Source organism: Bacillus methanolicus MGA3 (assembly GCF_000724485.1).
Taxonomy (GTDB): Bacteria; Bacillota; Bacilli; order Bacillales; family Cytobacillaceae; genus Bacillus_Z; species Bacillus_Z methanolicus_A.
The window spans coordinates 17,103-30,260 of record NZ_CP007740.1; the positions used below are offsets into that span (position 1 = coordinate 17,103).

Genomic DNA, 13,158 nt, shown 5'->3' on the forward strand with positions numbered 1-13,158 from the left:
TATTTAAAAGCCGGCGATAAGTTGGCTTTTTTTGTTGCCTACATCCAAAAGTAGGTGTATTTTTTATGCTTTTTAACAGAAAGAGAGGTTGCCGAATGGAACGATTTGATATTATTTACAAAACCGTCGCAGCCGCAGTCGGGGCTGTCGTCGGTTTTTTATTTGGAGATCAATCTATATTTCTAAGAACCTTACTTTCATTTTCCATTATTGATTATGGTACTGGCACAATGGCAGCATACGTCGAAGGGAGGTTGCAAAGTGCTATAGGATTCAAGCGAATTCCGAAAAAAGTGGTGATTTTCGCACTTGTAGCTGCGGCGCATTTAGTGGATAGGGCAATCGGAACAAACAATTTATTCCGAGACGCTACTATCTTTTTTTATTTAGCCAATGAATTGCTGTCCATCATCGAGAATGCAGGCCGGATAGGTTTACCTGTTCCGGAACAAATCAGACAAGCTGTTGAAGTGCTAAGAGGAAAAAACGAAGAAAAGATAAAAAATAATGTTAGATTATTTAACGAAATAATGGCGTATATTCCAAATACATGTAACAATACGTATAGATTTAATATTATAAAACTTTATATAAAGGAGGATAGAGCAGTTATGGCTAAAATAAGAAATGAAAAGTTAAACAAATCCGTTTTTGGAGGACACGAGACAGTAAGTGTACTAGTAGTTCAAGCACCCCAAAGGTTGAGGAGAGAGGGTCAAAATTAGTAAAAAGTAGTTCATAAAACATTTAAAGTGGATTCAATACATTTTGCATTGTGTTTTTCGCTAATAATTCGATACTGAAGGAGCCTTCAGTTATTTAGCTTGTCGACAAAGTCGACAAGCTTTTTTTATGTGCGCCCGGCATGGGTGTAATCTATAGGGTGGAAGTCCAAAGAAGAAGATATTCTGGGAATCGCTTATGAATTGGATCCGACAAATAAAAAGGGATACAGGATACAGGTCTACGCATATTTAAAAGGCAAATTTCCGGGTCTTGCTTTTGCAATTGGTAACGCAATTTTTAATAATCGTGTATTTGGAAAAATGTTGTTTACTTTAAAAAAATAAGTTCTTTACTTGAACAGGCTATAGTTCATCAACAAACGGGCTATATAGTTGAAAAAAATTTGTATTCCTTTTTGCAGAACTATTAGTAAATTAACCAGAACCAAAAAAGTATGTTAGAAAAATTTACATAAAAATACCATTTTTTATATAAGTGTGATAATCAATAATTAATAAGGTTAAACAAAAAAGGGGTTTCCTCGTTTGACCTATCTATAATCTATTTACTAGGGAAAGGGGTATTAAAAGATGAGACATGGAGACATATCAAGTAGTCATGACACAGTTGGTGTAGCAGTGGTTAATTATAAAATGCCACGCCTACATACCAAAGCAGAGGTTCTTGAAAATTGTCGAAAAATAGCGGATATGATTGTAGGAATTAAGCAAGGTTTACCGGGCATGGATCTAATTATTTTCCCTGAGTACAGTACGCATGGAATTATGTACGATGAAAAAGAAATGTATGATACTGCCTCCTCCATTCCAGGAGAAGAAACAGCTATTTTTGCTGAAGATTGTCGAAAAGCCAATACGTGGGGAGTATTCTCCTTAACAGGAGAAAGACATGAGGACCATCCTAACAAAGCTCCTTATAACACTCTAATCCTAATGAACAATAAAGGAGAAATTGTTCAAAAGTATCGAAAAATCATTCCGTGGTGCCCGATTGAAGGATGGTATCCGGGCGACACTACCTATGTAGCCGAAGGACCAAAAGGCCTCAAAGTAAGTTTAATCGTCTGTGATGATGGAAACTACCCAGAAATCTGGCGTGACTGTGCGATGAAAGGTGCCGAGCTTATTGTTCGATGCCAAGGATACATGTATCCGGCTAAAGAGCAGCAAATTATGATGGCCAAAGCAATGGCTTGGGCGAATAATACGTACGTAGCTGTGGCGAATGCAACTGGTTTTGACGGTGTATATTCTTACTTTGGCCACTCAGCAATCATTGGTTTTGACGGCCGCACCCTTGGAGAGTGCGGAACGGAGGAAAATGGAATTCAGTATGCCGAGATCTCCATTTCCCAAATTCGCGATTTCCGCAAAAATGAACAGTCTCAAAACCATTTATTCAAATTACTTCATCGAGGCTATACTGGACTTATCAATTCCGGAGATGGTGACCGCGGTGTTGCTGATTGTCCATTTGACTTCTATCGTACATGGGTACTCGATCCAGAAAAAGCCCGCAATAATGTAGAAAAAATCACTCGCTCTACAGTGGGAACCGTCGAGTGCCCGATTGTGGGAATCCCTCATGAAGAAAAAGAGCAGGTCATCGGTACTAAATAACATCATCTCCTTTGTAATCGAAGAAAGATTATTTTACATACATCTCAGTGTACAGACACAAAAGAACAACCCTTCAATGATATTATCCTTCCCAAGTAAACAGTATAGCCCTTTCTCCTTATTGTCTACTTAAAGGGGATAATATCGGTTTGGAAGATGCAACACGAACAGCCTATAAGGAGTTGATCATATGGATGCAGGAGGATTATGGATTTGATCCTCTCGAGGCCTATCAGTTGTTAACTCAAGTAGGAAAGCTCCACGTTGAAAATATGGTAGATACTCTGTATTCATTAGTTGCTAAGTGTCCAAAGGAGTTTTGTTAAGGTACACATTAAAGTAAAGCAGAAACTAACACCCATATCGATTGGTGTGGTTAGTAGTTTATTAAAATATAGGGGGTATACAAATGAATGGTATCCACGATGTTGGAGGCATGGATGGATTATATAGGTGATGAAACATGGCAACAAGAAATCCTTAGGAAATTGCAAAGTCTTTCTAATGAAACACAAGAATCACAAGAATCCATTCTTAAAACTTAAGAATTGCTGATATACAATAACCTAAAGGTATTAGTGGTGTTTGATAGAGAAGGAGCGGACTTAAAAGTCTAATCAGGCTTTTAAATCAGCTCCTTTTGTGTATTTTTTCTATTAAAACTTATGTCACAATCAAGGGCATCTTTTTGGTGTTTCCTCTAAATAAAACATTGACAAAATTTTATTATTGTGATATTATTGAAATTTTAATAATTGACATAAAAGATGGGTTTGGTATACTTTTTTTTGATGTTATCTTCCAGTTCCTAAGGAGATAGCCTCTAAAAGGAGGATATTCAAATGAAAGAAAACCAAGTCAGTCTTACTGCAATAATGACCGCCTACTTACGTGCCTACCATGCCATGAATGATACCCCAAAAATTTTTGATGACTTTCTAGCCTATCGTTTGATACCAGACGAAAGACGTGCACTCATTGAACAAGGATTTTTTAGGGCTCTCCAGATTAATGTTCCTGAAAGTAACTTGGCATGCTCCGACCAGACAACAAATACCTTGCCGTCTTTATTGCAAGCCATGGGGTTACCTAGTGTCCTTAGCCGTTCAAGATATACGGAAGACAACCTTGATCAGGCTGTAAAACAAGGGGTGGAGCAGTATGTGATACTCGGAGCTGGGTTGGATACTTTTGCTTTTCGTCGTCCAGATCTCCTAAGTCAGGTTCAGGTATTTGAAGTTGACCACCCGGCCACACAAGCCTTCAAACTTAATCGACTGGCTGAATTAGAATGGGAAATCCCATCAAATCTTCACTTTGTACCTGTGGATTTCACAAAGGAGAGTTTGGCTGATGCACTCAAGGGAACTTCGTATGATTTGCAGACTAAAAGTTTTTTTAGTTGGCTAGGTGTCACAATGTACTTAACTCGAAACGAAGTGTTCGCAACGCTGCGTTCTATTACCGATATTGCCCCCGTGGGCAGTGCGGTTATTTTCGATTACTTTGTACCAGAAGAAGCTACTCCATATATGAAAAAGATGCAGGAGAATTTACGAAAGATAGGCGAGCCGATTAAAACGACCTTTGACCCGTCAACACTGGCTTTTGAACTGGAAAGTTTAGGGCTCCGTCTTCATGAGAACTTAAGCCCATCCGATATCCAAGAACGTTATTTTCAGAGTCGAACGGACAGCTATTATGCGAGTAAACATGTGCGCTTTGCGAGGGCAGTAGTAGAGTAAAAAATATGTTTTCCCATATTAGATGATTATTAATCCAAAAGAGATGTCCCTTTTCTCTCAAGGGCCCGGTGGGAAGTCGTTAATACCCATGTCGCACAATAAAAGAGTCTTATTTATTCAAATTGATCTCACTTTGGAGGGAAACTCATGGAAAATCGAACGATGGAAGTCAGACTGATCCCCAGCAGTTATTTGCGTGGGAAAATAGACCCTTATGATCCTTTTCTGTGGTATGAAGAAATGAGGAAACAAACACCCGTTTATTACAATGACAAGGCAGGCATGTGGAATGTTTTCCTCTATAAAGATGTCAAAAGGGTATTGGAGGATAAGGAATTTTTCTCAAACGTCATTCCGCAAAGAGGGAAGAGTTCACTTTCCCAAAGCATCATTGCCATGGACCCGCCCAAGCACACGGACATCCGCTCCATAGTAAGTCGCTCCTTTACTCCCAAAGTAATGAGAGAGTGGGAATCCCGCATTCATGAGATTGCATCGGAACTGCTCAATTCGGTTCAAGGGCAATCGGAATTTGATATTGTGAATGATTTCTCTTATCCTCTGCCCGTGATTGTCATTGCCGAGATGTTGGGTGTTCCATCGTCCGAAATGAAACTGTTCAAAGACTGGTCGGATACGCTGGTCAGTTCTCCCGAGAATGATCACCCCGAACACTTGGCCAAATTCAAAGAGACCCGCAACAGAACCGAAGCAGAATTAAGCGCCTTCTTTGAGCAAATCATTGAAGAAAAACGGGCACATCCAGGAAATGACCTCATCTCGATCCTCATCAAAGCATCATGACCCTGAAATTTGGAAAAATCCTGATGTGTTCAGTCCAGATCGGTTTGCCAAATGGGAAGGAAGCCCTTTTAGCTTCATTCCGCAGGGTGGTGGTGATTACTTTATGGGACATCGCTGTGCTGGGGAGTGGGTCACCATTGAAGTCATGAAAGTGAGTCTTGATTATCTAACAAATCGAATGGATTATGAAGTTCCTGACCAGGATTTAAGTTTCAGCATGGCTAGCATGCCAAGTATCCCCCATAGTAAAGTAGTAATCAAAAATGTTAAAAAGAGGATATAATTTATTTCTACTCTACTCAATTATTGTGAGTAATTAGCTTTTTAAATGCGTGCTAAAGTTCAATAAGTGCGAGACGGCTTCAACAAAGCCTTTGATCTTCAACAATAGGGCGCTATCCTCTAATAAGGATATCTGCCTTATTTTATTTAATTAAAGGGGCAGGTTGAATAAGAAAAAACAAAAAACTATTCCTGACTTGCAGTAGTTCTTTATATGTAACTTGACATAAATAGAAATTCATTTTATGATGTAAGTAATTACTTGCATTCATAAAGAGGAGTTACTAATGGAAGAACATTTAGATACTCGTGAAAGAATTTTACAAGCAACTTTAAAATTAATTAGGGAAAAAGGATTTAAAGGAGCAACTACTCGTGCAATTGCACAGGAAGCTGGTGTAAATGAAGTAACATTATTTCGTCATTTCAACAATAAGAAGGGAATTGTAAAAGCTGTTTTTGAAAAGGTATCATATGTTTCTACACTTTCAGAAGCTATAAAAGAAAAGGTTGAGTGGGATTTAGAAAAAGACTTATTGATGTTTTCTAAGTTGTATCAACAACTTTTATACGAAAACCGTGATTTAATTATGATTGGCTTAAAAGAAGGAGACTCATTTCCAGAACTGAAACAACAAATTGCAGATATTCCACGGCAATTGAAAGAACATTTAATTGAATATTTTAATACAATGAGAGAGAAAGGGATTTTGGTTGAAACAAATGTTGAAGCTCAAGCAATGGCATTAATTTGGATGAATTTTGGCTTTTTTATGTCTCGTTCACAACATGGTACCCAGATTACTGATTTAACTGAAGAAGAATTTTTAAAGAACACTGTTGAAGTTTTTACTAGAGGGTTAACACTCTAGTTTAATTTTTAACTTTAGGGTAAGTATGTACTTGCATTCATTGAGATCAACGAAAAAAAGGGGAGTATTTTATGTTAGAGGTAATTCTTATGTCCATTGAACGAGTTTCACTGGCTATTATTGTCGGTGGAGGAATCATTATGGCAGCTTGTGTACGTCCACTGTTGTTACAGCAATTATCACGAAAAGATAGAACAGAGATTGTTAAATCAACTGAGGCAATTTCTATTAATGCTTGGAATAGATATAACAAAGTAGCATTTGTAGCTACTACGGTAATGATGGTTTTGGACTTTATTCGAATTGGCATGAGAATCCAATATTCTTATTGGCATCTAGGCTTGGTAGCTATAATACTTTTGTTGTTACTTTGGAAGTTCATTGTAGATAAATCATTGAAGAAGAGACTTTTGGAGAAGGGAGATGCTGCTGTTAATAGTTCAGAGCAAAATAAAGAGCATCGCCTAGTCGAATTGTTGTCTAAAATTATTCTTGTATTAGCTATAATATTAACTGTTTTACCTTTTCAAATATAAATGTTTGTAAAAATTGGTTTAAGATATTAATCAACACGTTCCCTCATTCGATTGTAATCCGTTGCTATTTTATATATTAAATTGTACTTTCAACCTTCTTCAACAATACGATCGGGTGCGTTGGTTGAAGAAGAGATTGTATTAACCCTCCTTGTAATTTTCTGATACGTGAATCCCATTTTAACCGAAACGGAAAGTGAAGTTCCGAAGGTGGTTCACTTTCTGTTTCGGCAACGCCGATAGGCGATTAATTGTGTCGGTACCATTTGATATATTGCTTTGTAATGTATAAGAGTAAGAAGGGGAGCTTTTTGCTCCCTTTATTGTTTTAGTTCAAAAGGTGTTTTACTTATCTTGTCGAATTCAAATAAATAACGATGATAAGAACAAACAAAAGAACCAAGAAAAGAAGAAAAGAAGAAAAGAAGAAAAGAAGAAAAGAACGTTGGAAGAAAGGAGGATTCGAAGGTTGGCTATTACGATAACAATGGGCATCCAAAAAGGCGGTTGCGGCAAGTCAACCACCACCGGGATTTTGGCTTATCTATTAAGCCAAGACGGGTACAAGGTGCTTGCGGTTGATATGGACTCGCAAGGAAACTTAACAGAATTTCTGTCTAAGAGACCCTCGAATGAATTTGTTGAGAAGTCGGTGCTCGAAGCGATGCAGCATCAGGATCCTACAAACTATATCGTACCAATTTACGAAAACCTAGACCTGTTGCCGGCCAATAATTTTTTAGCGACTTTTCCTCGCTGGATTTACACAGGCGTGACATATCTAGGCGAAAAAATTCGTTATAACGGTGATAATCCTAGTAAGATTTTAGATGAAACATTAGAGAAGGTGAGAGATAATTACGATTTTATTGTTATCGACACGCCTCCTTCATTAAGTGAACAGACAACGAATGCCTTATGTGCCAGTGAGTATGTCGTTGTGTTATTTGAATGTTCTAACTGGTGCTATTCTGCGATTCCAAATTTCATGGATTCCGTAGAGGGAGCAAGAAATGTTAGTAAGCACGGAACAAAGGTTATCGGTATTTTGCGTACGATGAACGATGTTAGACGAAGCGATGCCAAAGCGTTTAACGAAATGATCGAAGAGGATTATCCAAACGAAGTATTCAAAACTATTATTACACGAAAAGCCCCGATTGGAAGGTTGTCACTGTACGGTTTCGATGAAAACTCTGAGTTGAAGCAGGCTTTGGGACAATACAAAAATTTTTATAAGGAGCTGATGGAACGTGTCAAAGGTAGATGACATCAAAAATCTAAAACGTCAGCAAAAAACGATTACACCTACACAAGTGTTAGTGGAATCGGTTGGAAATGAAAACAATGTTGTTTCCAACGAAGAAAACAACCAAGAAAGAAAGGAAGAAAAGAAGATAGAAAGAAAACGGGTATCCTTTGATCTGCGCATAGATTTACATAAAGAACTAAAAATGCAGTCGATCTTACAGGAGAAGAATGTTTATTTGCTTATTGAGGAAGCTGTAGAAAAATATTTATCTGAGTTAAAAGGAAAGGATCAGATGTAGATCTCTCTGTTTCAATAATAAATAGTTTTAAGTTTTTATAAAAATTGAAAAGAAAAATTCAATGGTTGCGTAAAGTGAATTTAAGGCAGGGATTGCCCCTGCCTTTTTTATAATGGAGAAACAAGGAAGAAATTTTCTGATATGGTCTGAAATAACCCTCTAATGCATGGGTGGAATGCCCAAAAATAATTAAAAGAGTAATGCCATCACGATTAGAAAACCGGATATTAATAATAAATCCAATTCCCCGTCAGAAAATAGTTTTGTTTGTACTAAGTATGTTCCGTAACTACCTTTCACCTTAACAAGTTTAATCTTCCTACCCGATGCGTATTTTGATGCCTCTTCCTGACGTTCGGATTTTGAACGGAATCTCCCCTTCTCGTCCCGCAGTCTGCCCGAGACGTCTATCTTTATGGTCTTCACTTCTTTCTCGTCCAATAGTTCCAGGATTTGTTTTAACTTTTGTTTTTCCTTCGCAGTTAGCATTGACGTCCCTCTCCTCTCTTGTTGTTGGGTTCTGCTCCTTCCATAATTCCGATTGTTCCAACTTCCATGATGGGGAGGGGAGGTTGACGTCTTTCTTCTTATTTGTATACATCAAATTTAAAAATTCTTTTGAATGGGCAGCCGTAAATAAAGCTGCACGGATGATTTGATTCCGATCTAGTGTAGTAGCGTGAAACAAACTATCCACATATTGTTTATAAACATCTGCATAACGCACGGTCGGTCTATACATGTGACGTCCTCCTTCTATCGTGTTTGACGTCTGTCTGACGTCCTTCACTTCTAATGCTTATACCTTTCCTTCCTCTATTTACTGGCGTCTTCAAGACGTCTTGATAAACAATATTCGACACAGCTTGTCCAATATGTCCGTTTTTTTCTTGTGGTTTAAAAACGGACATTTTTGCCGAGACTGGATAAAAAAGAGGAGTGAGCAAATTGTTTGGAATAGGTAAGAAGCGTACTAAATTCGGTAAGTGGATTGATAAAAAGGGGATTAAACAAATTGAACTGGAGGAAGCAGCTAATCTGGGAAGAGCGACAGTTTCAAATATGTGCAATGATAAAGATTACAAGCCCAAATTCTCCACATTTGCAAAATTACAAAAAGGGCTAAAAAAGATGGGATACAATGTTGAATATCATGATTTTTGGATGTGAATATGATGGAAAACGACAATTATGCCCCCTGATTCATTTTTCTTTTTCGTACAAGACCGATCGATAAAACGTTGCTTATTTTGAAGATTCTTGGTTGTCGTCTTGTAAAGCAATAGGCTCGAAAAGTGTTTGATGAAATATCAACCACTTTGATTTTCCGTTGGCTTATTTCATTCTTGTTGGACAGATAAATCATTTCCAAAATTTCTCCCGATTCCAAAGCTCTTTTAACAAACCCTTCATCGATCAGACCTCCTTTTTTATTATTATATAAGAACGTTTGTTCTATTCACAGTAGGCTTTCGAACATTTGTTTGTATAATTAAATGTAAGGAGGTTAGAGAATGTAAATGAAGATCAAACTAACCGTTCACCTCGACGTTGAAGATCAAAAACTATTGCAGTTTGGAGACTTTACAGTTCGAAAAGAAGAGGATATTCCAGGCACTGCGTATGAATGGATCTGTGAAATAAAGAAGGAAACAGGGTATCGAGATACTTGTATCAATAAGGTGATCGTGAACAATGAAAAAGATATAACGGAGGAAGTCCGTGAGATAGATGAGGAACCTATACCGGACATAGACTTTGGTAATTAATTGCTAAACATAAACAAAATATGGTATATTTCAAGAAAACCCTTAACACCATAATTTTTGGTAAAACCCTTTCTGTTTGGAAGGGTTATTTTTTGCGAAAAAAATAATGGTTTACTAATGACGGTACTTTGACGAAATAAAAAATAACAATACGTCAAAATAAGGAGGAGGGGAGTTAAATCTTTTTACAGTTTAAAATGAACTGAATAATAGATCTTGGTTTACAAGGAATGTTTCTAATTTAAGGAGGTTTATAGTTTGTTTATTTCTAAAGTTAAAATAGTAAATTTTAAACGATTTAAAGGGGAATTTACTTTAAATTTAAATAATGGTCTAAATATATTAGTTGGCAATAATGAGGCGGGAAAATCGACAATATTAGAAGCAATTCACTTGGCACTGACAGGTTTGTATAATGGTAGGTATTTAAAAAATGAATTAACACAGTACTTATTTAACAATCAAGTAGTTGAGGAATATTTAAAAAAAATTAATCAAGGTACTAATGAAGTGGAGGATATGCCTCAAGTTTTAATTGAATTATATTTTAAGGGTGAAGATCTTGATCTACTTGAGGGAAGCAATAATACTGAAAAGGTTCACGCTCCAGGTATTTCTTTAAAAATAGCATTTGATGAAAAGTATAAAGAAGAGTATGAGGAACTTGTAAAAAGTGGAGAAGTTAAAACACTTCCTATAGAGTATTATGATATTTTTTGGTCAACATTTGCTCGTGATAATAATATTACTTCAAGAAAAATTCCTATTAAATCAGCAATGATTGATTCTTCAAGCAATCGTTATCAAAATGGTTCAGATATATATATATCTCGTATAATTCGCGAAAATTTAGAGTTAGATGAAATCGTAGCTGTTTCCCAAGCACATCGTAAAATGAGAGAATACTTTATGGATGACAGTTCAATTCAAATAATAAATCAAAAATTAAGTAAGTGTTCAACATTATCAGATAAAAAGATATCGTTTTCTGTTGAACTTTTGACTAAAAATGCATGGGAAAACAGTTTAATGACTTATCTCGATGAAGTCCCTTTCCATTTTATAGGTAAAGGTGAACAAAGCATCTTAAAAACAGAACTAGCATTATCCCATAAAAAAACTAAAGAAGCTAATGTCATTCTAATAGAAGAACCAGAAAATCATCTTTCACATTCAAAACTCAATCAACTTATCAATAGAATAAAAGAATATCAGCAAGATAAACAGATAATTATATCAACACATAATAGTTTTGTTGCTAATAAGCTAGGGCTAGATCATTTGATTTTATTAAATGATAATAAAACAATTCGATTTAATCAACTTGATTATATGACTAAAAGATTTTTTGAAAAAATATCAGGCTATGATACCTTACGGCTAATTCTTTGTAAAAAAGCTATATTAGTAGAAGGAGATTCTGATGAGTTGATTGTACAAAAAGCTTATATGAAAGAAAATAATGGAAAGTTACCAATTGAAGATGGAATTGATGTTATCTCTGTAGGAACATCTTTTTTAAGATTTTTAGAAATTGCTGAAAAGATTTTAAAACCAGTTGTTGTTGTAACAGATAATGATGGAGATATAGAATTAATTGAAAAAAAATATAAAAAATATTTATGTAGAGAATCTTATCCAAATATAAAAATTTGTTACGATAAAACAATTGATAAAGGTAATTTGATGATTGGTTCTAAACCATTTAATTACAATACTTTAGAACCCAAATTGGTAAAAGTTAATGATATAAAAAAGCTCAATAAAATTTTCGGAACTAATTTTGAAACAGAAGATCAGCTACATATTTATATGAAAAGAAATAAAACAGAATGTGCACTGAAAATATTTGAAACTGATGAGGAAATTTATTTTCCAGATTATATCTTGGAGGCTATAAGAGTATGAAGGAAAATAAGTTGATGATAGCAGCTGCTGGATCAGGAAAAACCACATATCTAATTAATGAAGCATTAAAACAGACAAACGGTAATGTTCTGATTACAACTTACACTGAGGCAAATGAACAAGAAATTAAAAGAAAAATAATAAAAAAAAATAAAAGTATCCCTAAAAATATTACTGTTCAGACTTGGTTCTCTTTTTTATTGCAACATGGAGTTAGACCGTATCAGAACTATTTGTTCGAAGATAATATTAATGGAATGATACTAGTTAATCAGCAGTCAGGATTAAAATATTATTATAAAGGGAGACCAATTTATTTTAAAGAAAACGATACTAGAAATCATTATTTTAATGAACAATTAAAAATTTATTCAGATAAAATTTCAAAATTTGTTGTTAGATGTAATGAAAAAAGTAATGGTGCAGTTATTGATAGAATTAGCAGAATATATTCTCATATATTTATTGATGAAGTTCAGGATTTGGCTGGTTATGATCTTGAAATATTAAAACTACTTTTTAAAAGCAAATCAAATATACTAATAGTTGGTGATCCACGTCAAGTAACATACTTAACTCATCATGAGGCTAAATATAGACAATATAGGGAAGGAAAGATTAAGGAATTCGTACAAACAGAATGTAAAAATTGTAATTGTATTATTGATGAAGAGACATTAAACTTTTCTTATAGAAATAATCAGCAAATATGTGATTTTTCATCCAAACTTTATCCAAATTATAAGCCATGTATTTCAAAACAGGATGACGATATTAAACATAAAGGTGTTTTTTTAGTAAGAGAAAAAGATATTGATGAATATTTAAGAAGGTATAGCCCTATTCAACTTCGGGATAGTATCCGAGTAAATGTTCATAAAGATTATCCTTCAATTAATTTTGGTTACTCAAAGGGTTTAACGTTTGATAGAGTTCTAATATACCCTACTAAGCCAATGATTAAATGGTTATTAGATCATAACTTTAACTTGCAACCTCAAAGCAGGAGTAAATTTTATGTTGCATTAACTAGAGCTAAGTATAGTGTCGGTATTGTTTTTAATTATGATAATAATATTGATATAGAAGGTACGCAGAGATATTGTGAATTATAATAAAAGTATCTACTAGGAATTTTAGAATTTAAAATACTTTTTACAAAATTAAACAACCAGAAAATGAACCAGTGAGTAGTTGGAAGATTGGGAAACCTTTTATAATAGGTTTCCCTTAATTTTTGTATATTAACAACAATTGCGATTAATGTGCTAAAAATAAAAAAGAATTATAAATTCTCTATGTTCTTTTATGACATATCTTTTCCAA

The 13,158-nt window shown here is 35.0% G+C and carries 14 protein-coding genes and 1 pseudogene; 14 read left to right on the plus strand and 1 reads right to left on the minus strand.

Translation table 11 applies throughout. The features are described 5' to 3' along the window. Nucleotides 1–95 precede the first annotated feature (95 nt). The 10 genes and pseudogenes from BMMGA3_RS18665 (at nucleotide 96) to BMMGA3_RS16330 (ending at nucleotide 8,155) form a co-directional block, all read left to right on the plus strand. Nucleotides 96–725 carry a phage holin family protein gene (locus tag BMMGA3_RS18665; protein ID WP_081485726.1) on the plus strand — a complete coding sequence of 210 codons (630 nt, stop codon included), beginning with the start codon at nucleotides 96–98 and terminating at the stop codon, nucleotides 723–725. 591 nt (nucleotides 726–1,316) lie between these two features. After that, nucleotides 1,317–2,366, plus strand: coding sequence for an aliphatic amidase (locus tag BMMGA3_RS16295; RefSeq protein WP_003349895.1), 1,050 nt, complete (start codon nucleotides 1,317–1,319; stop codon nucleotides 2,364–2,366). A 413-nt stretch (nucleotides 2,367–2,779) separates the two neighbouring features. After that, on the plus strand, nucleotides 2,780–2,911 hold the full coding sequence (locus BMMGA3_RS18550) for a hypothetical protein (RefSeq protein WP_003349893.1): 132 nt from the start codon (nucleotides 2,780–2,782) through the stop codon (nucleotides 2,909–2,911). 297 nt (nucleotides 2,912–3,208) lie between these two features. Continuing rightward, nucleotides 3,209–4,111, plus strand: coding sequence for a class I SAM-dependent methyltransferase (locus tag BMMGA3_RS16300; protein ID WP_003349892.1), 903 nt, complete (start codon nucleotides 3,209–3,211; stop codon nucleotides 4,109–4,111). A gap of 147 nt (nucleotides 4,112–4,258) precedes the next feature. Then, nucleotides 4,259–4,915: a cytochrome P450 gene (locus tag BMMGA3_RS16305; RefSeq protein WP_003349891.1), complete on the plus strand. Its 657-nt coding sequence runs from the start codon at nucleotides 4,259–4,261 to the stop codon at nucleotides 4,913–4,915. Next, nucleotides 4,908–5,198: pseudogene (locus BMMGA3_RS16310) on the plus strand (cytochrome P450); the annotation flags it as partial. The gene BMMGA3_RS16305 and the pseudogene BMMGA3_RS16310, both read left to right, overlap by 8 nt. A gap of 286 nt (nucleotides 5,199–5,484) precedes the next feature. Further along, nucleotides 5,485–6,069, plus strand: coding sequence for a TetR/AcrR family transcriptional regulator (locus BMMGA3_RS16315; RefSeq protein WP_003349888.1), 585 nt, complete (start codon nucleotides 5,485–5,487; stop codon nucleotides 6,067–6,069). A 71-nt stretch (nucleotides 6,070–6,140) separates the two neighbouring features. Continuing rightward, a complete protein-coding gene (locus BMMGA3_RS16320) occupies nucleotides 6,141–6,605 on the plus strand; it encodes a hypothetical protein (protein WP_003349887.1) in 465 nt (154 codons plus the stop codon). A 469-nt stretch (nucleotides 6,606–7,074) separates the two neighbouring features. Beyond that, the gene (locus BMMGA3_RS16325) at nucleotides 7,075–7,875 is read left to right on the plus strand and encodes a ParA family protein (protein ID WP_003349884.1); all 801 of its coding nucleotides are present in this window, start codon (nucleotides 7,075–7,077) and stop codon (nucleotides 7,873–7,875) included. Beyond that, complete coding sequence (locus BMMGA3_RS16330) at nucleotides 7,859–8,155, plus strand: hypothetical protein (RefSeq protein WP_003349883.1); 297 nt, start codon at nucleotides 7,859–7,861, stop codon at nucleotides 8,153–8,155. The genes BMMGA3_RS16325 and BMMGA3_RS16330 overlap by 17 nt, the downstream gene beginning before the upstream one ends. 319 nt (nucleotides 8,156–8,474) lie before the next feature. Here BMMGA3_RS16330 and BMMGA3_RS16335 read toward each other — a convergent pair whose 3' ends face one another. Next, nucleotides 8,475–8,897 (minus strand): hypothetical protein, encoded by a 423-nt coding sequence (locus BMMGA3_RS16335; protein ID WP_003349882.1) that lies wholly within the window; start codon nucleotides 8,895–8,897, stop codon nucleotides 8,475–8,477. 206 nt (nucleotides 8,898–9,103) lie between these two features. Between BMMGA3_RS16335 and BMMGA3_RS16340 the strand changes: the two genes are divergently transcribed. The 4 genes from BMMGA3_RS16340 to BMMGA3_RS16360 all read left to right on the plus strand — a co-directional run bounded on the left by BMMGA3_RS16340 (nucleotide 9,104) and on the right by BMMGA3_RS16360 (nucleotide 12,947). Further along, nucleotides 9,104–9,325, plus strand: coding sequence for a helix-turn-helix domain-containing protein (locus BMMGA3_RS16340; RefSeq protein WP_003349880.1), 222 nt, complete (start codon nucleotides 9,104–9,106; stop codon nucleotides 9,323–9,325). Between the two features lie 350 nt (nucleotides 9,326–9,675). Next, nucleotides 9,676–9,924, plus strand: a complete 249-nt coding sequence (locus tag BMMGA3_RS16350; protein WP_003349874.1) for a hypothetical protein — start codon at nucleotides 9,676–9,678, stop codon at nucleotides 9,922–9,924. A 258-nt stretch (nucleotides 9,925–10,182) separates the two neighbouring features. After that, nucleotides 10,183–11,832, plus strand: a complete 1,650-nt coding sequence (locus BMMGA3_RS16355; RefSeq protein WP_003349873.1) for an AAA family ATPase — start codon at nucleotides 10,183–10,185, stop codon at nucleotides 11,830–11,832. Then, on the plus strand, nucleotides 11,829–12,947 hold the full coding sequence (locus BMMGA3_RS16360; RefSeq protein WP_003349872.1) for a UvrD-helicase domain-containing protein: 1,119 nt from the start codon (nucleotides 11,829–11,831) through the stop codon (nucleotides 12,945–12,947). Before BMMGA3_RS16355 ends, BMMGA3_RS16360 begins: the two co-directional genes overlap by 4 nt. Nucleotides 12,948–13,158 lie beyond the last annotated feature (211 nt).